At 66.3% G+C, this 23,836-nt stretch carries 16 protein-coding genes and 3 pseudogenes; 11 read left to right on the top strand and 8 right to left on the bottom strand.

Features of this window, described 5'->3' with window-relative positions; genetic code table 11:
- Nucleotides 1-65: 65 nt before the first annotated feature.
- The 6 genes and pseudogenes from OMK73_RS18385 (at nucleotide 66) to OMK73_RS18360 (ending at nucleotide 7,500) form a co-directional block, all read left to right on the top strand.
- Nucleotides 66-1,955, top strand: a complete 1,890-nt coding sequence (locus OMK73_RS18385) for a dipeptide ABC transporter ATP-binding protein (RefSeq protein ID WP_267603379.1) — start codon at nucleotides 66-68, stop codon at nucleotides 1,953-1,955.
- A 62-nt stretch (nucleotides 1,956-2,017) separates the two neighbouring features.
- Complete coding sequence (gene gsiB, locus OMK73_RS18380; RefSeq protein WP_267603377.1) at nucleotides 2,018-3,571, top strand: glutathione ABC transporter substrate-binding protein GsiB; 1,554 nt, start codon at nucleotides 2,018-2,020, stop codon at nucleotides 3,569-3,571.
- Between the two features lie 154 nt (nucleotides 3,572-3,725).
- Nucleotides 3,726-4,646, top strand: a complete 921-nt coding sequence (gsiC, locus tag OMK73_RS18375) for a glutathione ABC transporter permease GsiC (RefSeq protein WP_267603375.1) — start codon at nucleotides 3,726-3,728, stop codon at nucleotides 4,644-4,646.
- Nucleotides 4,647-4,657: 11 nt separating this feature from the next.
- The gene (gene gsiD / locus OMK73_RS18370) at nucleotides 4,658-5,575 is read left to right on the top strand and encodes a glutathione ABC transporter permease GsiD (RefSeq protein ID WP_267603372.1); all 918 of its coding nucleotides are present in this window, start codon (nucleotides 4,658-4,660) and stop codon (nucleotides 5,573-5,575) included.
- A 25-nt stretch (nucleotides 5,576-5,600) separates the two neighbouring features.
- Entirely contained in the window at nucleotides 5,601-6,677 is a 1,077-nt protein-coding gene (locus tag OMK73_RS18365) for a P1 family peptidase (protein ID WP_267603371.1), read from the top strand.
- A gap of 11 nt (nucleotides 6,678-6,688) precedes the next feature.
- A pseudogene (locus OMK73_RS18360) lies at nucleotides 6,689-7,500 on the top strand (M55 family metallopeptidase).
- A gap of 74 nt (nucleotides 7,501-7,574) precedes the next feature.
- On the opposite strand, the gene OMK73_RS18355 reads toward OMK73_RS18360, so the two are convergent.
- Entirely contained in the window at nucleotides 7,575-8,732 is a 1,158-nt protein-coding gene (locus tag OMK73_RS18355) for a Bcr/CflA family efflux MFS transporter (protein ID WP_267603369.1), read from the bottom strand.
- A 256-nt stretch (nucleotides 8,733-8,988) separates the two neighbouring features.
- Here OMK73_RS18355 and OMK73_RS18350 point away from each other — a divergent pair, with 256 nt between their 5' ends.
- Both OMK73_RS18350 and OMK73_RS18345 read left to right on the top strand, forming a co-directional pair.
- Nucleotides 8,989-9,801, top strand: coding sequence for a hypothetical protein (locus OMK73_RS18350; protein WP_267603368.1), 813 nt, complete (start codon nucleotides 8,989-8,991; stop codon nucleotides 9,799-9,801).
- A 95-nt stretch (nucleotides 9,802-9,896) separates the two neighbouring features.
- Nucleotides 9,897-10,976 carry a M14 family metallopeptidase gene (locus tag OMK73_RS18345; protein WP_267603367.1) on the top strand — a complete coding sequence of 360 codons (1,080 nt, stop codon included), beginning with the start codon at nucleotides 9,897-9,899 and terminating at the stop codon, nucleotides 10,974-10,976.
- 92 nt (nucleotides 10,977-11,068) lie between these two features.
- Here OMK73_RS18345 and prmB read toward each other — a convergent pair whose 3' ends face one another.
- The 6 genes and pseudogenes from prmB to dapC all read right to left on the bottom strand — a co-directional run bounded on the left by prmB (nucleotide 11,069) and on the right by dapC (nucleotide 16,425).
- Nucleotides 11,069-11,962 carry a 50S ribosomal protein L3 N(5)-glutamine methyltransferase gene (gene prmB, locus OMK73_RS18340; protein WP_267603366.1) on the bottom strand — a complete coding sequence of 298 codons (894 nt, stop codon included), beginning with the start codon at nucleotides 11,960-11,962 and terminating at the stop codon, nucleotides 11,069-11,071.
- Nucleotides 11,963-11,987: 25 nt separating this feature from the next.
- Nucleotides 11,988-13,139, bottom strand: coding sequence for a succinyl-diaminopimelate desuccinylase (dapE, locus tag OMK73_RS18335; protein ID WP_267603365.1), 1,152 nt, complete (start codon nucleotides 13,137-13,139; stop codon nucleotides 11,988-11,990).
- 241 nt (nucleotides 13,140-13,380) lie between these two features.
- On the bottom strand, nucleotides 13,381-13,728 hold the full coding sequence (locus OMK73_RS18330; RefSeq protein ID WP_267603363.1) for an arsenate reductase: 348 nt from the start codon (nucleotides 13,726-13,728) through the stop codon (nucleotides 13,381-13,383).
- A 38-nt stretch (nucleotides 13,729-13,766) separates the two neighbouring features.
- On the bottom strand, nucleotides 13,767-14,126 hold the full coding sequence (locus tag OMK73_RS18325; RefSeq protein WP_267606426.1) for a hypothetical protein: 360 nt from the start codon (nucleotides 14,124-14,126) through the stop codon (nucleotides 13,767-13,769).
- Between the two features lie 176 nt (nucleotides 14,127-14,302).
- Nucleotides 14,303-15,130, bottom strand: coding sequence for a 2,3,4,5-tetrahydropyridine-2,6-dicarboxylate N-succinyltransferase (gene dapD / locus OMK73_RS18320; protein ID WP_267603361.1), 828 nt, complete (start codon nucleotides 15,128-15,130; stop codon nucleotides 14,303-14,305).
- A gap of 78 nt (nucleotides 15,131-15,208) precedes the next feature.
- Nucleotides 15,209-16,425, bottom strand: a pseudogene (gene dapC / locus OMK73_RS18315) (succinyldiaminopimelate transaminase).
- A gap of 202 nt (nucleotides 16,426-16,627) precedes the next feature.
- Here dapC and OMK73_RS18310 point away from each other — a divergent pair.
- Nucleotides 16,628-17,605 carry a DMT family transporter gene (locus OMK73_RS18310; protein WP_267603360.1) on the top strand — a complete coding sequence of 326 codons (978 nt, stop codon included), beginning with the start codon at nucleotides 16,628-16,630 and terminating at the stop codon, nucleotides 17,603-17,605.
- Nucleotides 17,606-17,638: 33 nt separating this feature from the next.
- Here the strand turns inward: OMK73_RS18310 and OMK73_RS18305 are convergent.
- Nucleotides 17,639-18,429 (bottom strand): annotated as a pseudogene (locus OMK73_RS18305) (ferritin-like domain-containing protein).
- A 532-nt stretch (nucleotides 18,430-18,961) separates the two neighbouring features.
- Here OMK73_RS18305 and smc point away from each other — a divergent pair.
- The gene (gene smc / locus OMK73_RS18300; RefSeq protein ID WP_267603359.1) at nucleotides 18,962-22,477 is read left to right on the top strand and encodes a chromosome segregation protein SMC; all 3,516 of its coding nucleotides are present in this window, start codon (nucleotides 18,962-18,964) and stop codon (nucleotides 22,475-22,477) included.
- Entirely contained in the window at nucleotides 22,474-23,835 is a 1,362-nt protein-coding gene (locus OMK73_RS18295; protein WP_267603358.1) for a cell division protein ZipA C-terminal FtsZ-binding domain-containing protein, read from the top strand. The genes smc and OMK73_RS18295 overlap by 4 nt, the downstream gene beginning before the upstream one ends.
- The last annotated feature ends 1 nt before the right edge of the window (nucleotide 23,836 follow it).

Genomic DNA, 23,836 nt, shown 5'->3' with positions numbered 1-23,836 from the left:
GCACAGCAAGCACGCATCAAGCAAAGCATCAAGCAAAGCATCAACCTAGGCACTAAGGGGGCCCAGTGGCTGCATCCTCTTCCCAGTCGACCATCGTCCTGCCACCGCAACGCGTGGTAGCCGTCAACGATCTCACCGTGCGTTTCTCCACCTCGGAGCGCACGGTGGAAGCCGTGCGTAACCTGTCCTTCCACGTCGATCGTGGCGAGACGCTGGCCGTGGTGGGCGAATCGGGCTCGGGCAAGTCGGTGACCTCGCTCGCGCTGATGCGCCTGGTGGAACACGGCGGCGGCAAGATCGCCACCGGCAGCATGGCGCTGCGTAGGCGCAATGGCCAGGTGCTCGATCTCGCCACCGCCGATGGCGCCGCCATGCGCCGCGTGCGCGGCAGCGACGTGGCGATGATCTTCCAGGAGCCGATGACCTCGCTCAACCCGGTATTCCCGGTGGGTGAGCAGATTGCCGAATCGATCCGCCTGCACCAGGGCAAGAGCCGCGCCCAGGCGCGCGCCGAAGCGCTGCGCATGCTGGAGATCGTGCGCATTCCCGAGGCGCGCCGCGTGCTGGACCGCTTCCCGCACCAGCTCTCCGGCGGCATGCGCCAGCGCGTGATGATCGCCATGGCGCTGTCGTGCAAGCCGGCGCTGCTGATTGCCGACGAGCCCACCACGGCGCTCGACGTCACCATCCAGGCCGAGATCCTGCAACTGATCCGCAACCTGCAGTCCGAGATGGACATGGCCGTGGTGTTCATCACCCACGACATGGGCGTGGTGGCCGAAGTGGCCGACCGCGTGCTGGTGATGTACCGCGGCGAGAAGGTCGAGGAGGGCACCTCCGAGCAAGTTTTCGGCAAGCCCGCGCATCCCTACACCCGCGCGCTGCTGTCCGCGGTGCCCAAGCTGGGCGCCATGCGCGGCACCGACTGGCCGGCCAAGTTCCCGCTGGTGCAGCTGGACCAGGGCGAGCCGGTGGCGCCGGTGCCGCAGGACACGGTGGCGGTGGACGCCTCGCCGATCCTGCGCGTGCGCGACCTGGTGACCCGCTTCGACGTGCCCGGCGGCCTGCTGGGCCGCGTGGCGCGCCGCGTGCATGCGGTGGAGCGCGTGAGCTTTGACCTATACCCCGGCGAGACGCTGGCGCTGGTGGGCGAATCCGGCTGCGGCAAATCCACCACCGGCCGCTCGCTGCTGCGCCTGGTCGACAGCCAGAGCGGGAGCATCGAGTTCAATGGCCAGGACATCAGCCACATGCACGGCAGTGCGCTGCAGACCCTGCGCCGCAATATCCAGTTCATCTTCCAGGACCCGTTCGCCTCGCTAGACCCGCGCGTGCCGGTGGGCTACTCGATCATGGAGCCGTTGCTGGTGCACAAGGTGGCCAGCGGCAAGGAGGCCGAGCAGCGCGTGGCCTGGCTGCTGGAAAAGGTGGGCTTGTCGGCCGCACACGCGTCGCGCTACCCGCATGAGTTCTCGGGCGGCCAGCGCCAGCGCATCTGCATCGCGCGCGCCCTCGCCCTGAACCCGAAGGTGGTGGTTGCCGATGAATCGGTTTCCGCGCTCGACGTTTCCATCCAGGCGCAGATCGTCAACCTGATGCTGGACCTGCAGCGCGAGATGGGCATTGCATTCCTGTTCATCTCGCACGACATGGCGGTGGTGGAGCGCGTGAGCCACCGCGTGGCGGTGATGTACCTGGGCCAGATCGTCGAGATCGGCCCGCGCCGCGCCATCTTTGAAAACCCGCAGCACCCGTACACCAAAAAGCTGATGTCGGCGGTGCCGATCGCCGATCCGGCGCGCCGCCACCTCAAGCGCGAGCCGCTCCTGGAGGAGATGCCCAGCCCGATCCGCGCACTTGGCGACGAGCCGCTGGTGCAGCCCCTGGTGGCGGTCGGCGGCAACGCCGCTTCCCATCATTTTGTAGCCCGGCACGCCATCGGCGGCGCCTACTGAGCCGACGCATGAGCCGACGCATGAACCGACGTAATGAACCGACGCAACCCCAAGGAGAATCGATGATGACCCGTTTTCGTCTGGCCCCTTCCAAGCTGATCGCCGGTGGCCTGGCCCTGGCCGCGCTCGGCGCAGGTCCCGCCTTTGCCGCCAAGGACGCCGTGATGGCGGTGTACTCCACCTTCACCACGCTCGACCCGTACGACGCCAACGACACGCTGTCGCAAGCCGCCGCCAAGTCCTTCTACCAAGGCCTGTTCGGCTTCGACAAGGACATGAAGCTGGTCAACGTGCTGGCCGAGAGCTATGAAGCCAGCAAGGATGGCCTGACGTACACCATCAAGCTGAAGAAGAACGTGAAGTTCCACGACGGCACCACCTTCGATGCCGCCGCCGTCAAGGCCAACTTCGACCGCGTGACCAACCCGGCCAACAAGCTCAAGCGCTACACGCTGTTCAACCGCGTGGCCAAGACCGACGTGATCGACGCCAACACCGTCAAGGTCACGCTGAAGGAGCCGTTCTCGCCCTTCATCAACGTGCTGGCCCACCCGTCCGCCGTGATGATCTCGCCCGCCGCGCTGCAGAAATATGGCAAGGACATCGCCTTCCATCCGGTCGGCACCGGCCCGTTCGAGTTCGTGGAGTGGAAGCAGCCCGATCACCTGAAGGGCAAGAAGTTTGCCGGTTTCTGGAAGACCGGCTATCCCAAGATCGACACCATCACCTGGAAGCCGGTGGTGGACAACAACACCCGCGCCGCCATCATGCAGACCGGCGAAGCGGACTTCGCCTTCAGCATTCCGTTCGAGCAGGCGGCCGTGCTCAAGGGCAATGCCAAGGTGGACCTGATCGCCTCGCCGTCGATCATCCAGCGCTACCTGAGCATGAACACCATGGTCAAGCCGTTCAACGACCCCAAGGTGCGCCAGGCCATCAACTACGCCATCAACAAGGAAGCGCTGGCCAAGGTGGCGTTCGCCACCTATGCCACGCCGATGGACGGCGTGGTGCCCGCGGGCGTGGACTACGCCGAGAAGCTGGGCCCGTGGCCGTATGACCCGGCCAAGGCGCGCGCGCTGCTCAAGGAAGCCGGCTACCCGAATGGCTTCGAGACCACGCTGTGGTCCGCGTACAACCACACCACCGCGCAGAAGGTGATCCAGTTCGTGCAGCAGCAGCTGCAGCAGGTCGGCATCAAGGCGACCGTGCAAGCGCTCGAAGCCGGCCAGCGCGTCGAGAAGGTCGAGAGCGTGCAGAAGCCGGAAGACGCCGGCGTGCGCATGTACTACGTGGGCTGGTCGTCGTCGACCGGCGAGTCCGACTGGGCGCTGCGTCCGCTGCTGGCCTCCGAATCGATGCCGCCCAAGCTGCTGAACACGGCGTACTACAAGAACGACCAGGTCGATGCCGACATCGCCGGTGCCTTGCGCACCACCGACCGTGGCGAGAAGGCACGTTTGTACAAGGATGCGCAGGAGCAGATCTGGAAGGATGCACCCTGGGCGTTCCTGGTGACCGAGAAGGTGCTGTTCGCGCGCGCCAAGCGCCTGACCGGCGCCTACGTGATGCCCGACGGCTCGTTCAGCTTCGACGACATCGACATCAAGCAGTAAGCGCATTGGCTTGACGCGAGGCACGTCCCATCAGAGCGGTGCCACGCGGTCAGTCATCGCTTAGCGGTACAGCGCAGTAAGCCGTGCACGGCCGCCTGCCCACAGTCGCGGGGGCAGGGCGGGCGGCCCGCGGTCTTTAATCATCCGGTGCTTCATGCTGAATTACTTTCTCAAACGATTCCTGGGCGTGATCCCCACATTGCTGATCGTGGCAGTGCTGGTGTTCCTGTTCGTCCACCTGTTGCCGGGCGACCCCGCCCGGCTCGCGGCCGGCCCCGAGGCCGACCAGACCACGGTGGAGCTGGTGCGCCGCGATCTCGGCCTGGACAAGCCGCTGCCCGAGCAGTTCGTGCGTTTCTTCTCGAACGCCTTGCGCTGGGAGTTTGGCAATTCGCTGCGCACCAAGCGTCCAGTCAGCGAGGAAATCGGCGACCGCTTCATGCCGACCCTGTACCTGACGCTGGCCTCGATGGTGTGGGCGGTCATTTTCGGCATGGTGATCGGGATCAGCTCGGCCGTGTGGCGCAACCGCTGGCCCGATCGCTTCGGCATGACGCTGGCGGTGTCCGGCATTTCGTTTCCCGCCTTTGCGCTCGGCATGCTGCTGATGGAAGTGTTCTCGGTGCAGCTGGGCTGGCTGCCGTCGATCGGCGCCGATACCTGGAAGCACTACATCCTGCCGTCGATCACGCTGGGCGCCGCGGTGGCCGCCGTGATGGCGCGTTTTACCCGCGCCTCCTTCGTCGAGGTGCTGAATGAAGATTTCGTGCGGACCGCGCGCGCCAAAGGCGTGGGCGAATTCCTGGTGGTGGCCAAGCACTGCCTGCGCAACGCCATGATTCCGGTGGTGACCATGATGGGCCTGCAGTTCGGCTTCCTGCTGGGCGGCTCGATCGTGGTGGAAAAGGTATTCAACTGGCCTGGCCTCGGACGCCTGCTGGTGGACGCGGTCGAGATGCGCGACTACCCGGTCATCCAGGCCGAGGTGCTGCTGTTCTCGCTCGAGTTCATCCTGATCAACCTGGTGGTCGACGTGCTGTACACCGTCATCAACCCCGCCATTCGTTACAAGTAAGTGAGGCCGGCATGACCCAGCTATCCACGCCCGCCAATGGCGAGCCCGCCGTTGCCGCCGCAGCCGCCGCGCAAGAAGCCGTGCGCACGCCCTGGACCGAGTTCTGGCGCAAATTCCGCAAGCAGCACCTGGCGCTGGGCGCCGGCGTGTTCGTGCTGCTGCTGGTGGCGGTGGCGGTCCTCGCCCCGCACCTGGTGCCTTACGATCCGGAGAACTTCTTCGACTACGACGCGCTCAATGCCGGCCCCTCCGCCGCGCACTGGTTCGGCGTCGATTCGCTCGGGCGCGATATCTTCAGCCGAATCCTGGCCGGTGCCCGCATCTCGCTGGCGGCAGGCTTCTTCTCGGTGATCATCGGCGCCATCGTCGGCACCGTGCTCGGCCTGCTGGCCGGCTACTACGAAGGCTGGTGGGACCGCATCGTGATGCGCATCTCCGACGTGCTGTTTGCCTTCCCCGGCATCCTGCTGGCGATCGGCATCGTGGCCATCCTCGGCAACGGCATGACCAACGTGATCTTCGCGGTAGCGGTGTTCAGCATCCCGGCCTTTGCCCGCCTGGTGCGCGGCAATACGCTGATGCTCAAGCGCCTGACCTATGTGGAAGCCGCGCGCAGCATCGGCGCGTCCGACTTCACCATCCTGATGCGCCACATCCTGCCAGGCACCATCTCGTCCATCGTGGTGTACTTCTCGATGCGCATCGGCACCTCGATCATCACCGCCGCCAGCTTGTCCTTCCTGGGCCTGGGCGCGCAGCCGCCCACGCCGGAGTGGGGCGCGATGCTCAACGAGGCGCGCGCCGACATGGTGACCGCGCCGCATGTGGCGATCTTCCCTAGCCTGGCGATCTTCCTCACCGTGCTGGCCTTCAACCTGCTGGGCGACGGCCTGCGCGACGCGCTCGATCCGAAGATCGACCGGCGCTAAGGGGCGGCATCACATGTCGCATCACATGTCTGAAGCCATGCCGCATATCGGCGCGCTGCCGGCCGGCGCGCGCAACAGCATCACCGACGTGCCCGGCGTTGCGGTGGGCCACTGCACGCTGGCCGAGGGCGCCTGCCAGACCGGCGTGACGGTGGTGCTGCCGCACGCCGGCAACCTGTTCACCGACAAGGTGCCAGCCGCTGCCACGGTGCTCAACGGCTTTGGCAAGAGCGTGGGCCTGGTGCAGGTGGAAGAGCTCGGCGTGCTGGAGACGCCCATCGCGCTGAGCAACACCTTTGCCGTGGGGGCGCTGGCGCAGGCGCAGATCCGGCAGGCCATTGCGGCCAACCCGGAGATCGGCCGCGCCTGGCCCACCGTCAATCCATTGGTGTTCGAGTGCAATGACGGCTACCTGAACGACATCCAGGCGATGGCCGTGCAGCAAGCGCATTACGCGGATGCCTGCGCCGCGGCCGGCACGGCGTTCGCGCAGGGCGCGGTCGGGGCGGGGCGCGGGATGTCGTCGTTCGGGCTGAAAGGCGGCATCGGCTCCGCCTCGCGCCAGGTGGGCGAATACCATGTGGGCGTGCTGGTGCAGTCCAAGCTTGGCACCTTGCCCACCTTCACCGCGGCCGGCACGCGCGTTGGTGGCTTGCTGGCCGAGCGGCTGCAGGCGCAGGCGCAGGCGCCGCAGTTGGAGTCCGGCCCGGAGAAGGGCTCGATCATCATGATCGTTGCCACCGACGCGCCGCTCGACGCGCGCCAGTTGCGCCGGCTGTCGCTGCGCGCGGGCGCGGGCCTGGCGCGCACCGGCTCGGTGTTCGGCCACGGCTCGGGCGATATCGCGCTCGCTTTTTCTACCGCTTACACCGTGCCGCAGCTGGCCGACGCGCCCATGCCGGCGCTGGCGATGCTCCACGAAACGCGCCTCGACGCGCTCTTCCACGCCGCCGCCGACAGCGTCGAGCAGGCCATTCTGCATGCGCTGTGGCAGGCCGAGACCGTGCAAGGCCGCAATGGCCACCAGCGCGTTGCACTGCGCGAGCTGATGCCCGAGCTGCCGCAGCGGCTCGCGCGTCAACCGTTGCCCCAGACGAACTGACTCCCCACCGCATGAAGATCCTGATTTCCACCGACATCGAAGGCGTGGCCGGCGTCTTCCACGCCGAGCAGACCCGCGCAGGCAACGGCGAGTACGAACGCGCCCGCGCCTGGATGACGGCCGAGGCCAACGCCGCGGTGCAGGGCGCCTTCGCCGGCGGCGCCACCGACGTGCTGGTCAACGACTCGCACGGCGGCTTCCGCAACCTGTTGCCCGACCTGCTCGATCCGCGCGCGCGCCTGGTACTCGGCAAGCCGCGCTACCTCGGCATGATGGCCGGCGTGCCCGGCTGCGACGGCGTTTTCATGGTCGGCTACCACGGCCGCGCGCAGAGCCGCGGCATCCTGGCCCACACCATCAACAGCGGCGCGTTCGCCCGCATCTGGCTCAACGGCCAGGAATTGGGCGAGGCCGGGATCTACGGCGCGCTGGCGGGGAATTCGGCGTGCCGGTGCTGATGGCCAGCGGCGACGATGTCTTCGTGGATGAAACCCGCCCGTTGATGCCCTGGGCGCGCTACGTCCAGACCAAGGAAGCGGGCGGTCAGGGCAGCGGCACCACGCTGTCGCCCGCCGCGGCGCGCGAGGCAATTGCCGCGGCGGCCGAGCAGGCCGTGCGCGAGCAGGGTGGGCAAGCCTTGAACATCAGCGGCCCGATCCGCTGCCAACTGCAGACCCAGGGCCCGGCCTATGCCGACCTGTTCTGCCAGTGGCCCGCGCTGGAGCGAGTGGATGGCGTGACGCTGGCATTCGATGCCGCCTCGGTGCAGGCGGCCGTGCGCATGCTGAACTGCCTGTCGGCGATGTCGTTCATGCTGAAGTAGGGCGCGATAATCAATTTGCGCCTAGTGGATGGTGGCAGGCATGCATAGAGGACTGATCAATCCGAACCACTGACTCATGTCGCTTTGGAGGGAGTGGTTCCTTTGAGCAGCCGGAAGGCGAGCATGCCCGCGACGCCGGACGATAGGATGGTCAGGGACAGGCTCTGGGCTGTGTTCTCGCCGAACTTGCTCACGATGCCGCCCGCGACTCCCGCAGCAGCAAATCTGATAGTGCCGCCCACTGCCGCCGCTGTTCCAGCAATCTCATCGAACAGTGTCATCGCTTCGGTAGCCGTTGCGGGGCGGACGAGCACCGCTCCGGCCGTACATAGCAACATGGGAAGCAGCACTGTAAGCGCGAGGGGAATTTCGCATAGCAGCATTAGCCACATCACTCCACCTGATATCGCCATGAACATCAGGCCGAGCCTGATCTGATCGTGTGTCTCCATCCGCTTTGCGGCGTATGTCGCGGCAAAGCCGCCGGTCAAGTAGGCAAGACCATAGATCAGCAACACCAGGGAGTACTGGTAGTTGTCCATCTTCAGTGTCTCGAGAAACAGGATTGGCGAAACGATGACGAAGGCAAGGTGGCAGGAGAATGCCAGCGCTCCAATCAGGGAGTAGGCAAGGAAGATGCGGTTTCTGAGAATTCTCGAATATTCTCTGCCGTAGAAGAAAAATCCTCCGCGGCGCACTGTGGCGGTCTCATTGAAGTGGTTTGTAGCATATAGCAGTATGACGACGGCGATTGTTACGAACAGTAGGAAGCTGCCCCGCCATCCCAGGATCGATTGCAGTAGCGAGCCCAGTAGCGGCGCGCACGCAATGTAGATTCCGCCGAGCGTAGTCGTGATGATTCGAATGCTTACGCCGTCTTGCCCTTTGAATACATCCTGCACAATGGCTTGCGCGAGGATAAAACAAGCACAGCCGGCGGATTGAAGAATGCGGCAAACGATGAACGCCTGATAGTCCGGCGCAAGAAGGCAGCCTGTTGCACCGGCAATGGCGCAAATCAGTCCGGCCACTAAGAGCTTCTTGCGTCCGAAGCGGTCCGAAAGCGGGCCGACGAACAATTGCGCAATTGAGAATCCAATGGCGAAGATGCCAATGGACGCTACGATATCTGTGATATTGGCACGGAAGTAGCTGGCCAGGTCCGGGTACGATGGCAACATGACATCGAGCGGTATGGCACTCAGCAGGATCAGGAGGTTGAGCAGGATCACTGGTCGCGCGGCGCCAGGCGGCGGCTTGAATATCATTTGATATCTGGGAAGCACTCGGGTGATCAAATGCTGGCATCCTTTCCCTCTCGGTGAGCTGGGAAAATTCCCAAAGTTCAGCGGTTGATTCAGGCGGAAGATCAAGGGCCGGTCAGTTTTGCCTGGCCGAGGGGGCGCTAAGTCCCGGCATGGGACAATGGCGGTACGGTGGCCCGCCGCATTACGGCGTTCACCGCTTCACTCAGTCACACCCGGACTCATGATTCAAACAGTGGACGAAAGCTGGACTCCCGTACGCAAGGATTTTGTCGAACCCGGAACACGCTGCCGGCAGAAGGTCGGCCGTGGCCGCCACCACGGCTTTGGCAACGGCCAGGCCTTTATCCTGCGCGACGGACAAGGCCACGAGCACCCCTTTGGCGAGGCCTGCGCGCGGGCCGTGCTCGCTGAGCCGGACCTGTTGTACCTGGTGCCGGACTACACCGAGCGGGACGCCGGCCAGCCCGTGCCCGTGCCCGAGGCGACCGCGCCGGACAACGAGGCGTTCGAGGCCACCGGCCCCGCCGCGCCGCGTGCCCGCGGCGCGGCGGGCGGCGGCCGCCAAAGCAAGGCCAGCGACGCCGCGCTGCGGCGCGCGTCGGCCATCCGCTACCTGGTGCTGCGCATGGAGAAGGTGGCTAGCGTGCCGCGCGTCCAGCCCACCGTGCGTTTTCCTGCCCTCGAAGAGGTGTATCAGTCCTACCTGGAAACCGGCGAGCTGCCGGATGCCCAGGTCAAGCGCATCCTCGCCATCGAGCGCAGCGCAACCACCCCGCCCAAGCTCAAGACCATCAACCTGCTCGATGTCTATACCGCGCACGTCAAGCTGGAGCGCGTGATCCAGGAGTCCAACCGCGTCGAGCAGCGCCGCTTCCTGCGCAGCATCCATGACTGGCTGGCGCGCCACCTGGTGCTGTCCGCCGCCCAGATCGCCGCGGCAGGCATCCAGATGCATCCGCATGCGTTCCGCTCCCTGTTGCTGCGTGAGGTGGCGCCGGTGGATGCCAAGGGCGGCAAGGCCGGCAAAAGCTAGCTGGCCGGCTTCGGGTGGCTTCGGATGGCAATACCCGGCAAGTTGGCGTTTAATAGCGGCACCCCTACTCCTCGCCGAGCGCGAAATCTGCTGTCATGTCCTTGCACACCAGCTTTTCCCGCAGTTATGCCGAAGCCCGGCAGAAATTCCGTGACGCGGCCCAGGCTGCCGGCGGCACCCTGACCGATTTCCCCCATCCCACCAAGCGCGGCTGCGCCGACGAGGAACTCGCCATGGATGTCGCCTGGGTGGGCGATGCCGAGGCCAGGCGCATGCTCATGGTGACCTCCGGCATGCACGGCGTGGAAGGGTTCTGCGGCTCCGGGGCGCAGGTTGCCATGCTGGGCGACACGGAACTGCTGCAGGCGTGCGCCGGCGCCGGCGTGGCGCTGCTGCTGGTGCACGCGGTCAATCCCTATGGCTTCTCGCATATGCGGCGTGTCAACGAGGACAACGTTGACCTCAACCGCAATTTCATGGATTTCACCCAGCCGCTGCCCGACAACGCGCCGTACGCCGAGGTGGCGCCCATGCTGCTGCCCGAGCACTGGCCGCCTTCCGAGGCCGACCAGGCCGCGCTGATGAAGACGGTGGCCGAGAAGGGCTTGCCCTGGTATCAGGCGGCGGTGAGCGCCGGCCAGTACCAGGCACCGCAAGGGCTGTTCTTCGGTGGCAACAAGGCGACATGGAGCAACTACACGCTGCGCCGCATCCTGGCGCGCTTCGGCGCCGGGCGCGAGGCCCTGCGCTGGATCGATGTGCACACCGGCCTGGGGCCGTGGGGCTATGGGGAGCCGATCTACATGGGGCCGGACCATGCGGAGCATATCGACAGGGTGCGTGCCATCTGGGGCCGCAATGTCACGTCGATCTACGACGGCTCGTCTGCCTCGGCCAATCTCAATGGCATGGCGTGGGTGGCGGCGCCGGAAACCTTGCCGGCGCTGGACTACAGCGGCATCGCGCTCGAGTTCGGCACGGTGCCGGTCACGGAGGTGCTGGATGCGCTGCGCGGCGACCACTGGCTGCATCTGCATCCCGAGGCGGACGAAGGGCAGCGCAACCTGATCCGGCAGGCGATGTGGCATGCGTTCTACGGCGATGCCGATGACTGGCGCGAGAGCGTGGTGGAGCAGGTGCGCGAGGCGACGGTGAAGGCGCTGGCACTCTGGTAGAGCAAGCCGCGGCCGGCGTCAATCATCCTGGACGAAAGCACAAGGGCCGGAGATTCCGGCCCTTGTCACGCTCGCAAGCCAGGCTGATGGCTTCAGCCTGGGAGTGCCTCGTACGTCAGCAGGAACACCTGCTCCTCCCCGGCGCTGACCGGCAACCAGACGATCTCCAGATCGGGGAACGCGGCTTGCACATTGGCGTGCTCGTTGCCGATCTCCACCACCAGCGCGCCGCCCGGATTCAGGTGTGCCTTGGCGCCGGCAATGATGCGGCGGACCACGTCCATGCCGTCATCGCCACCGGCCAGTGCGATGCGCGGCTCGGCCTGGTATTCGGCCGGCAGCGCTTGCATGGAGGTTTCGTTGACGTAAGGCGGGTTGGTGAGGATCACATCGTATTTGGCGCCGGCGGGCAGCGGTGCGTACAGATCGCCCTCGTACAGGCTGATGCGGTCTTCCATCTTGTAGTCCGCCACATTACGGCGAGCCACGGCCAGTGCGTCCGGCGAAATATCGACTGCGTCGATACGGGCCTTCGGCCAGACGTGCGCGGCGATGATCGGCAAGCAGCCGGAGCCGGTGCACAACTCCAGCACCGGGCCGATCTCGGCGCTGTCGCCTACCCAGGGTTCCAGCCCTTCATGCAGCAGTTCGCCAACGAAGCTGCGCGGCACGATCACGCGCGAGTCCACGTAGAAGCGCAGGCCGTGCATGAAGGCCTCGTTGGTGATGTAGGCCGCGGGCACGCGCTCGGTGACGCGGCGCTCGATGACCTGCAGCACGGCGTCCACTTCTTCGGGCAGCAGGCGGGCGTCGAGGAACGGGTCGAGCGTGTCCAGCGGCAGGTGCAGCGTATGCAGCGTCAGGTACGCGGCTTCGTCGTAGGCATTGGCGCTGCCGTGGCCAAAGGACAGCTTGGCTTGGGTGAAGCGCGAGACCGCGAAGCGCAGCAGGTCGCGCACGGTGCGCAGAGGGGAGGAGGTGGTCATGTGGTCTTTCTTTTGTCCGCGGCGATCAGGCGATCAGGCGTTCCAGCACGCCGCGGTAGATGTTTTTGAGGGGTTCGATAAAGCGCACTTCCACGTGCTCGTCGATCTTGTGGATGCTCGCGTTGGGCGGCCCGAACTCGATCACTTGCGGGCAGATCTTGGCGATGAAGCGGCCATCGGAGGTGCCGCCGGTGGTGGACAGCTCGGTCTTGACGCCCGTCTGCGCTGCGATGGCGCCGGCCAGCGCTTCGGACAGGTCGCCGCGCGCGGTCAGGAAGGGCTCGCCGCCCAGGGTCCAGTCCAGGTCGTAGTTGAGCTGGTGGCGGTCCAGGATGGCATGCACGCGCGCCTTCAGGCCGTCGGGCGTGCTGGCGGTGGAGAAGCGGAAATTGAAATCGATGGTGACATGGCCCGGGATCACGTTGGTGGCGCCGGTGCCGCCGTGGATATTCGACATCTGCCAGCTGGTGGCGGGGAAATACTCGTTGCCTTCGTCCCAGCGTTCGTTCACCAGGTCGGTCAGCGCGGGCGCTGCCAGGTGGATGGGGTTCTTGGCCAGGTGCGGGTAGGCGATATGGCCCTGCACGCCCTTCACGGTGAGCTTGCCGGAGAGCGAGCCGCGGCGGCCGTTCTTGACCATGTCGCCCAGCGTGTCGACCGAGGTGGGCTCGCCCACCACGCAGTAGTCGAGCCGTTCGCCGCGTGCCTTGAGCGCTTCGACCACCTTGACGGTGCCGTCATGCGCGGGACCTTCTTCGTCGCTGGTGATCAGGAAGGCGATCGAGCCGGCGTGGTCCGGGTGAGCCTTGACGAATTCTTCCACCGCCACCACGAAGCCGGCGATCGAGGTCTTCATGTCGGCGGCGCCACGGCCATACAGCTTGCCGTCGCGGTGGCTGGGCAGGAAGGGGTCGGAGCCCCATTGCTCCAGTGGGCCGGTGGGCACCACGTCGGTATGGCCGGCAAAGGCCAGCAGCTTGCCCTCCTGGCCGCGCGTGCCGCGCTTGACGGCCCACAGGTTGGTCACGCGGAAATCGTCCGGGCCGCTGACGATGGCTTCGCAGGCGAAGCCGAGCGCCTTCAGGCGGGTTTCCAGCACGGCCTGGCAGCCTTCATCGGCGGGCGTGACGGAGCGGCGGCGGATCAGGTCTTCGGTGAGGGCGAGGGTGGCGGTCATGAGAGGAATCAATAGGTCCAAGGGACTTAGCTATGGGGCAGTTGCATGCGGGCTTCGGCCTGTCGAAGAGCTGCCCGGTTTTCTGCCGTTCGCCGGGACGCCTGTGTCGCTCGGGACATCCGCTGGTTTGCTCCCCTCTCCCGCGAGAGCGGGAGAGGGGCCGGGGAGAGGGAGTAACAACCCTCGGGCACCGCAAGCGGCGCTGGCGCATCCTGCCGGCTTCGGCCAGCGCTTCAGGGCTCTAAAACAAACTGGCGTAATTATCCGGCGAAAACCCCACGCTGACGCTGCCCTTGTGGGCCAGCACCGGCCGCTTGATCAGCGAAGGGCTTTGCTGCATCAGGAGAATCGCGCCGGCATCCTGTTCCGCAAGCGCCTTGTCCGCATCGGACAGCGCGCGCCAGGTGGTGCCCTTGCGGTTAAGCAGGGTGGTGAGCGGCACATGCGCGAGCCAGCCGCGCAGCATGGCTTCGTCCACGCCTTGCTTCTTGAAGTCGTGGAAGGTGTAGTCCACACCGTTGGATTCGAGCCAGGTACGGGCTTTCTTGACGGTATCGCAGTTGGGAATGCCGTAGAGCAGGACAGTCATGGCGATGAGCGGAGGAACGAGAGGGCCGGCCGGTCTGGCTAGCGCAGCAAAAGGTTGAGGGCGACCACCAGGCCGGCGAGGCCAAGCGCGAAACCGGCCATGGCCACGCCCGTCATCAGGCGCAACCGGCGATCCAGCCGTGCGGCCTCGCGGCGCAGGGCCTCGATGGTGATGGCGTGTTGCTCGGCCAGCAGCTTGACGGCTTCGGCCTGCTGCATGGCGGCGTTTTCGAGATCCGCGATGCGTGCGGCAGGGTCGCGCGTGTCCGGGCCTGGCATGTCCGTGCTGCCATCGCGGCGCTTGCCCTTCTTGATCTTCTCGATGGTCTTGTTGGCCTGTTCGAGGATCGTGGGCAGCAGCGAGAGAACGGTGGTGACAGTGGTCGGGTCCAGGGCCATGAGTCGCTTGCGAAGGGCGGGCCAGCGGCGGCCGGCGGCGGTATCCATTGAGCGGGAACCGTTGGAGAGCGGGGAAAGGGGAGCGTTAGCGTTCTGATCCGGCATTCCGGTTCAGACCGGCCGCGCACGCGCGCGGTTCCGGGCCAGGGGCGCTCCCCTCGATGCGGCGGGCGAGATCAGTCGCCGCGCAGCAGGTCGTTCAGGCTGGTCTTGGCGCGGGTTTGCGCGTCCACCTTCTTGACGATCACGGCGCAGTACAGGCTGTACTTGCCATCCTTGGAGGGCAGGTTGCCCGCCACCACCACCGAGCCAGCCGGCACGCGGCCGTAGTGGATCTCGCCGGTTTCGCGGTCATAGATCTTGGTCGACTGGCCGAGGTACACGCCCATCGAGATCACCGAGTTTTCTTCCACGATCACGCCTTCGACCACTTCCGAGCGCGCGCCGATGAAGCAGTTGTCTTCGATGATGACCGGGTTGGCCTGCAGCGGCTCGAGCACGCCGCCAATGCCGACGCCGCCGGACAGGTGGACGTTCTTGCCGATCTGGGCGCACGAGCCGACGGTGGCCCAGGTGTCGACCATGGTGCCTTCATCGACGTAGGCGCCGATGTTGACGTACGAGGGCATCAGCACGGCGTTCTTGGCGATGAACGAGCCGCGGCGGGCTACCGCCGGGGGCACCACGCGGAAGCCGCCCTTGGCGAAGTCGTCAGCGGTCCAGTTGGCGAACTTGGTCGGCACCTTGTCGTAGAACTGGGCGAAGCCGCCAGCGGACATCGGCGCATTGTCTTCCAGGCGGAACGACAGCAGCACGGCCTTCTTGATCCACTGGTTGACGATCCATTCCTTGCCTTGCTTCTGGGCCACGCGCAGGGCGCCGGTGTCGAGTTGGCCGATCACGTTGGCCACGGCTTCGCGGATGTCGTTGGGGGCGGACTTGGGCGAGAGGCTTGCGCGGTCTTCCCATGCCTGGTCGATCAGGGCTTGCAGTGCTTGCGTCATATGCGTCTTTTCAGTGGTTGATCGTTGTCTACAACAAAATACGGTGTGTGCGGTGCGCGTCGCCCGCGTCCTCTGGTTTCAGCCCAGCGATTTGCAGAAGGCGACGATGCGGCGCGCGCCTTCCAGGCATTCCTCGGGCGTGGCCACCAGCGCCATGCGCACGCGGTTGGCGCCCGGGTTGATGCCGTCGGCCTCGCGCGCCAGGTAGCTGCCCGGCAGCACGGTGACGTTCTGCTCGGCCAGCAGCCGCGCGGCAAACTCGGTGTCCGACAGGCCGGTGCGCGAGACATCCGCCCACAGGTAGAAGCCGGCATCGGGCAGCGCCACGCCCAGCACCTCGGCCAGCATCGGCGTGACCTCGGCAAACTTGCGCACGTAGGCGGCGCGATTGTCGCGCACATGGGCCTCGTCGTTCCAGGCCGCCACGCTGGCGGTCTGCACCGCCGGGTTCATGGCGCCGCCGTGATAGGTACGGTATAGCAGGAATTTCTTCAGCAGGGCGGCGTCTCCAGCCACGAAGCCCGAGCGCAGGCCCGGCACATTGGAGCGCTTGGACAGGCTGGAGAACATCACCAGGCGCTCGAAGGGATGGGCGCCCTCGGCGCGGCCCAGCTTGTGCGCCGCTTCCAGCGCGCCCAGCGGCGGCTCGCCTTCCTTGAAGTAAATCTCCGAGTAGCACTCGTCCGAGGCGATCACGAAGCCATGGCGGTCGGACAGCGCGAACAGTTCGCGCCAGTCTTCCAGCGACAGCACGGCGCCGGTCGGGTTGCCCGGAGAGCACACGAAAACCAGTTGCACCTTGGCCCAGGTCTCGGCAGGGATGCGATCGAAGGCGGGCGCAAGTTGCGCGCCGGGTCGCTGTTAGCGAACACCGGGGTGGCGCCGGCCAGGAGGGCCGCGCCTTCGTAGATCTGGTAGAACGGGTTGGGGCACAGCACCAGCGCGCCAGGCTGGCTGGCGTCGACCACGGTCTGGGCGAAGGCGAACAGCGCCTCGCGCGAGCCGGTCACCGGCAGCACCTGGGTGGCGGCGTTGACAGCTGGCAGGTTGTAGCGGCGCTGGAGCCACGCGGCCATGCACTGTCGTAGTGCATCGGATCCGGCCGTTGTGGGATAATTCGCCAGTCCCTGCAGTGCATTCGACAGCGCCGTCTTGATGAACTCGGGCGTGGGGTGCTTGGGTTCGCCAATGCCGAAGCTGATCGCGGGCAGCGCGCCGTTCGGTTTGACGTCAGCCAGCAGCACGCGCAGTTTCTCGAACGGATAGGGCTGGAGCAGGTCGAGGCGGGGATTCACGATCAGGTTCAGGCCGCAAGGGCCAAGCTCAAAGCCGGTCATTATAAAGGATTGCCGGGCATTCCCGCGTGCCGGTAAGGCCCTGGTGGAGCGCCGCCCCGGCTGTGCCCGATTGTCCCCGATTGCCCCCGAGTGTCCCGCGGTGATTTTCCGATACCCAATACTGACTGGCTGCCCGACCGGCAGCCTTAACCGTTTTCCCATGAGCCATCTGCCTCCAGCTTCCACCGCGTCGGCCGCGGCCGACCCGCATGCCTTTAAATCCACTTTGTCCATCCTGCTGGGTGCTTCAGTCTGGGGCATCGCCTGGTTTCCCTACCGGGTGCTGGCCGGCTGGGGCCTGGGCGGCATGACGGCGGCCGCGCTGGTGAGCGCCATGGCCGCGCTGATTGCCTTGGTGGCCTTCGCCCGCCACCTGGGCGGCCTGCGCTGGTCGTGGCTGTTCGTGGCGATCGGGCTGGCGGCCGGCGTGACCAACGCCGGCTTTGTGTGGGGCAGCGTCAACGGCCACGTGATGCGAGTGTTGCTGCTGTTCTACCTGACGCCGGTCTGGACGGCCTTGTTCGCCCGCGTCTTCCTGGGCGAGAAGCTGTCGGCGCCCGGCTTGCTGCTGGTGGTGCTTGCGCTGTTTGGCGCGGGGCTGATGCTGTGGACGCCGGAAGTGGGCCTGCCGTTGCCCACGCGCGCGGCGGAATGGTCCGGCCTGATCGGCGGCATGGGGTTTGCCGTCAACAATGTGCTGTCGCGCCGGGCCGGGCAACTTTATCCGGAGATGGATGCGCGCCTGCGCACCGTGATGGTCTACCTGGGCTGCACGGCGGTCGGCCTGCCGTGCGCGCTGTTGCTGGAGCCGGGCGGCGTGGCGCTGGCGCCGCTGACCGGCTGGGGCGGCCTGGCGCTGATGCTGGGTCTCGCCGCCACGTTGGTGTTGAGCAATTCGGTGGTCCAGTACGGGCTGCAGCGGTTGCCGGCCAACCGGGTATCGCTGCTGATGCTGTTCGAGATCGTGATTGCGGCGGTGTCGTCGTGGTGGCTGGCGACCGAGACGCTGAGCTGGAAAGAGGCCGCCGGCGGCCTTTGCATCGTGGCGGCTGGCGCCTTATCGGGGCTGGTGCACCGCACCAAGGCACGTCGTGCCGACGCCGCCGCCGGTGCGGACCAGGCGCTGCAGCCGCAATAGCTGGCGCTCGCCCTTACTCGGCCTTACTCGGCCTCAATAAAGCATCGCCCGCGAGACCACCGCCACCAGCGGCTTGCGGATGGCGCGCTCCACGCCGGCATGCAGGCGCAGCGGGCGCAGCAGCATCTTGACCGTCATCTCGATCGGCAGGTTGCGCCGGATCACGGCGCTGACCCGGAGTTGAGCTTGCGCACGTCCTTTTGCGGGATATCCTCGGTGCCGCGCTCGATGCGCAGCACATTGCGCAGCGCGATCTCCGCGTCTTCGTTCTTGATTTCCAGCAGGCGGCGCACCAAAGCGCCCAGCACGCGCAGGCGGCCGAGCCGTTCCACGCCGTTGAAGGTGTTGAAGTAGCGGTAGAAATGCTTGTAGTGGCGCACCTCGTCATCGGCGATGCGCCGCGTCAGGTTGCGCAGCACCGGCTCGTCGCTGGCTTGCTCCAGGGAGCGGTAGAGGGCCGCGGTGCCGGTCTCGACCACGCAGCGCGCGGCCATCTCAAGGGCTTCAGTGGGCTCGAATTTGTCGATCGAGCAGGTATGGCGGTATTCCTCGAAGAACCGCGCGTAGCCGCGCTCCCAGTCGAATTCGGGCCAGACATGTTCCACATAGCGCCGCAGGGCCAGGCCGTGCTGCAGCTCCTCCGCCTCCCAGTGTTCGGACAGCCAGCTGGAAGCCTCGGGGTTGGCGGCGTAGTAGTGGGCCAGGTTGCCGGCATACGTGTCCGAGCCGCTTTCGACGAAGGACGCCGACACCAGCAGGTAGAACAACTCGCGATCGGGTCGCACCCGGGCGGTGTCGATGGCCTGGAAATCGATGTCGCTCAGGGACCAGGGTGGCGCTTTGATTACAAAGCCGGCATCCTGGCCGGATGATCTGCCGTCTGATATCGCCGGGGTGAAGGCGGTCATGCTGAACACTCCCAGAAGGGTCGCGAAGCCGGGCTCCGCGTTGGCCGGAGGCAGCCATTGCGCCGGTAACGGGACGGCGGGCGCAATGGGCCTCAAGGATCACGCTGACAATGAAGAGACTAGCACTAACCCTCGGAAGTTTCCCGCCGGTGCCGAGCAAACGACGTCAATCAGCGCAGGGTGGTGGTCTTCGCCGCATGGCCGCATTGCCGGAGTGTGGGGCGCGAACCGCACAAGGTGTATGGGAAGCGGCCCAAATCCCCCAGGGAAATGCCTTGCGCTTAGCCCGGAAAGCGCCCGGACGCCGAAGGCGCGATGGTATGATTAGCGCCATCTATCGGGCACAAGAGAGAAGGCATGGGGCGCAACCGGCACGCGTCGGCCCCGCTTCTCGTTGGGGCCCGGCTCTCCTGAACGCTGCATTACGCTAGATACCCCACGACCAACCGTGCGACTGTCCTCGATCAAGCTGGCGGGCTTCAAGTCCTTCGTCGATCCCACCAATTTTCAAGTGCCCGGCCAACTGGTCGGCATCGTCGGTCCCAACGGCTGCGGCAAATCGAACATCATCGATGCGGTGCGCTGGGTGCTGGGCGAGTCGCGTGCCTCCGAGCTGCGCGGCGAGTCCATGCAGGACGTGATCTTCAATGGCTCCACCGCGCGCAAGCAGGCGGGGCGCGCTAGCGTCGAACTGGTGTTCGACAACCCCGAGGGGCGCGCTGGCGGGCAATGGAGCCAATATGCCGAGATCGCCGTCAAGCGGGTGCTGACCCGCGACGGCACGTCCTCCTACTACATCAACAACCAGGCCGTGCGCCGCCGCGACATCCAGGACATCTTCCTGGGCACCGGCCTGGGGCCGCGCGCCTACGCCATCATCGGGCAGGGCATGATCTCGCGCATCATCGAGGCCAAGCCCGACGACATGCGGATCTTCCTGGAAGAAGCCGCAGGCGTGTCCAAGTACAAGGAACGCCGCCGCGAAACCGAAAACCGCCTGTCGGACACGCGCGAGAACCTGACCCGCGTCGAAGACATCCTGCGCGAGCTTGGCACCAACCTGGACAAGCTTGAAGGGCAGGCCGAAGTGGCCCAGCGCTTCAAGACCTTGCAGTCCGACGGCGAGGAAAAGCAGCACCTGTTGTGGTTGCTGCGCAAGCGCGAGGCCCAGGCCGAGCAGGAGCGGCACACGCGCGCCATCGAGCAGGCCCAGATCGACCTGGAAGCGCAAACCGCGCAACTGCGCCACGTCGAGGCCGAGCTCGAGACCATGCGCGCCGCGCATTACGCGGCCTCGGACAATATGCACACCGCGCAGGGCGGCTTGTACGAGGCCAATGCCGAAGTCAGCAAGCTCGAAGCCGAGATCCGCTATGTGGTGGAGTCGCGCAACCGCGTGCAGGCCCAGATCGCCGCACTGACGGCGCAGCGCGAGCAGTGGCAGGGCAAGGCCGAGCAGGCTACCGATGCCCTGGCGCAGGCCGAGGAAGAACTGGCGGTGGCCGAAGGCCGCACCATCGAGGCCCAGGAGGCCGTCGCGCACAAGACCGACGAGCTGCCCACGCTGGAAGCCCAATGGCGCGATGCCCAGGTGCTGTCCAACGAGCAGCGCGCCAGCATCATGCAGGCCGAGCAGGCACTCAAGCTGGAGGCCGCGCAGCAGCGCAGCGCCGACCAGATGCTGCAGCAGCTCGAGCAGCGCCGCGAGCGCTTGTCCGGCGAAGAAAAGGGGCTGGACCGTCCCGATGAGATCCGCCTGGAAGAGCAGCGCGCCGAGCTGGCCGAGCAGGATGCCGTGCTGGAAGAGGCGCAGGCCATCCTGGCTGACTCCGCCGATAGCGTGCCGCGCCTGGACAGTGAGCGCCGCAGCGCGCAGGAGCGCGTGCAGCGCGAGGCCGCCGCGATCGGGTCGCTGGAAGCGCGCCTGGCCGCGCTCAGGCAGTTGCAGGAAAACGTGCAGACCGAAGGCAAGGTGCAGCCGTGGCTGGCCAAGCACGGCCTGGCCGAGTTGCCGCGCCTGTGGAAGAAGCTCCATATCGAGCCGGGCTGGGAAAGCGCGCTGGAATCCGTGCTGCGCGAAAAGCTCGGCGCGCTCGAAGTCTCCAACCTGGACTGGATCAAGTCCTTCCTGTCCGACGCGCCGCCTGCCAAGCTGGCCTTCTACTCGCCGCCGCCGGCCGCGCGCCCGCAGGAAGCCCCTGCCGGCCTGCGCCCGCTGATGGCGCTGGTGCAGATCACCGAGCCCGGCATCCGGGCCGTGATGCAGGACTGGCTGGCCGACATCTACACCGCTGCCGACATGGCGTCGGCGCTGGCCCAGCGCGCCACGCTGCCGGAAGGCGCGTCGTTCGTGGTGGCCGAGGGCCACCTGGTGGGCCGCAACTCGGTCCACCTCTATGCGGCCGATTCCGAGCAGGCCGGCATGCTGGCCCGCGAGCAGGAAATCGAAAACCTGCAGAAGCAGGCGCGCGCCCAGCTGCTGCTGTCCGACGAGGCCAAGAGCCAGGCGGTCCGCGCCGAAGCAGCCTACACGCAGGCCAGCGCGGCGCTCACCGAGGCGCGCGGGCGCAGCGAGCAAGCCACCCGCCGCGTGCACGCGCTGCAGATGGACGTGCTCAAGCTGTCGCAGGCCATGGAGCGCTACGCCGCGCGCAGCGGCCAGATTCGCGAGGAACTGGCGGAAATCGCCGCGCAGATCGAAGAGCAGCGCGCCATCCGCGCGGAATCCGAAGCCAGCTTCGAGCAGCATGACGCCGCCCTGGCGGAGATGCAGTCTACCCACGAAGACCACCAGATGGCCTTCGAAGCGCTGGACAGCAAGCTGTCATCGGCACGGCACCAGCTGCGCGACTTCGAGCGCGCGGCGCAGGAAGCCCTGTTTGCCGAGCGCAACCTGGCTAACCGCATCGACGAGCTGCGCCGCAATATCCAGACCGCCGGCGACCAGTCGGAGCGTCTTGCGCAATCGCTGGAAGACGCCCGCGTCGAGCTGGAAACCATCAACGAGCAGACCGCCCACACCGGCCTGCAGGATGCGCTGGAGCGGCGTGCCGTGAAGGAAGAAAAGCTCCAGCTCGCCCGCACCGAGCTGGACGCGCTGTCGGCGCAACTGCGCCAGTACGACGACCAGCGCCTGGCCGCCGAGCGCAGCCTGCAGCCGCTGCGCGACCGCATCACCGAGTACCAGTTGAAGGAACAGGCCGCGCGCCTGAACCAGGAGCAGTTCAGCGAGCAACTGACCACCGCCGAGGTGGACGAGGCCGCGCTGGCCGAGAAGCTCACGCCCGATCTCAAGCCCTCCTACCTGCAGGGCGAGGTCACGCGCCTGAACAACGCCATCAATGCGCTCGGGCCGGTGAACATGGCCGCGCTGGACGAACTGGCGGCGGCGCGCGAGCGCAAGACCTTCCTCGATGCGCAGTCGGCCGACCTGGTCGACGCCATCACCACGCTGGAAGACGCGATCCACAAGATCGACCAGGAAACCCGCGCGATGCTGCAGGGGACCTTCGACCAGGTCAACCACCACTTCGGCGAGCTGTTCCCGTTGCTGTTCGGTGGCGGGCAAGCCAAGCTGATCATGACCGGTGACGAAATCCTCGACGCGGGCGTGCAGGTGATGGCGCAGCCGCCGGGCAAGAAGAACTCGACCATTCACCTGCTGTCGGGCGGCGAGAAGGCCCTGACGGCCATCGCGCTGGTGTTCGCCATGTTCCAGCTCAATCCGGCGCCGTTCTGCTTGCTCGACGAGGTGGACGCGCCGCTGGACGATGCCAATACGGAGCGCTACGCCAATATGGTGGCGCGCATGTCGGACAAGACCCAGTTCGTCTTCATTTCCCACAATAAAATCGCAATGGAAATGGCACACCAGTTGATTGGCGTGACGATGCAGGAGCAAGGGGTATCGCGTATCGTCGCCGTGGATATGGACGCAGCGATCTCGATGGCGGAGGCAGCATGACGCTCCAGACAGCCCTGATCGTTGCCGGTATTGTCCTGCTGCTGCTGGTCGTAGCCTACAACCAGTGGCAGATCCGCAAGGCGCGCCGCCCGCGCGCGCTGCAGCCCGAAGACGACCTGCCGCCGATGCGCGAGCCGGTGGTCAGCCCGGTGATCAAGCCGGAAGTCAGCGCCAAGCTGCACGAGCCGTCGCCCGAGCATCAGGTCGAGCGCCGCGAGCCAACGCTGTCGGCCTCGCCGCTGGACGCCGCCGCCGTGGCGGCTCGCATGGCCGCCAGCTCGGCCGATGCCGACGACGCCCTGGCGGACGAAGTCGCCGTTGCCGCGGCGCCCTCATCGACTCATGCGCCCCATGCGGCTGCCGGCAAGCCCGGGCATGCCGAGGAGTCGGGACAGCCTGCCGGGTCCGCTGAGCCGCATGACGCTGCGGACCATGAAGAACACGCCGAACAGGTCAAGCCCAAGCAGGAGCCTGCGCCTGCCAAAGAACCGCAGCCCGAGCCCGTTGCACTGGATGGCCAGCCCACGCCGGCCGTCATCGATCCGCTGATCGACTGCATCGTGCCGCTGCACCTGGAGCGCAAGAGCTCGGGCGATCGCATCCTGCCGCTCACCGGCCGCCTGCGCCGCGCGGGGACCAAGCAGGTGCATATCGAAGGCCTGCGCAGCGAAGCCAATGCCTGGGAGCCGGTCACCGCCGGCCATCAGTACGAAGACCTGCAGGTCGCGGTGCAGCTCGCCAACCGCGGCGGCGCGCTCAATGCGCTCGAGTTTTCCGAGTTCGTCAATGCGGTGGAAGCGCTGGCCGAAGCGCTCGACGCCTCCGCCGAGCTGCCGGACATGACCGAGACGGTGGCCAATGGCCGCGAGCTGGATGCGTTTGCCGCCAGTTGTGACGTGCAGCTTGGCGTCAACGTGATCTCCGACGGCGCGCCATGGTCGGCCGCCTATGTGCAGACCGTGGCGACCCAGGACGGGCTGGTGCTGTCGCGCGATGGCACGCGCTTCACGCGCTATCAGGCCAACGCCGAGGGCGTGCAGCGGGCCTTGTTCACGCTGCAGTTCGGCGACACCAACTTCCTGCGCGATGACCTCACGGCCAAGGCTGGCCGCCAGATCACGCTGCTGCTCGATGTGCCGTCCGCGGCGCAGGCGACCAAGCCGTTCAAGACTGTTTGCGAGTACGGCTACAGCCTGGCGCAGCGCATGGGCGCGCAGCTGGTCGACGACAATATGCGGCCGCTGAGCGAATCGTCCTTCGTCGCCATCTTCGGCCAGCTTCAGACGCTCTACGACAAGCTCGAGGCGCGCGGCATGCCTGCGGGCTCGCCGGTGACGCTGCGTTTGTTCAGTCTCTGAA

The sequence above is a fragment of the Cupriavidus sp. D39 genome, assembly GCF_026627925.1.
Classification (GTDB): domain Bacteria; phylum Pseudomonadota; class Gammaproteobacteria; order Burkholderiales; family Burkholderiaceae; genus Cupriavidus; species Cupriavidus ulmosensis.
The sequence above is the reverse complement of the archived record's forward strand: the minus strand, read 5'-3'. Positions and strand labels throughout refer to the sequence as shown.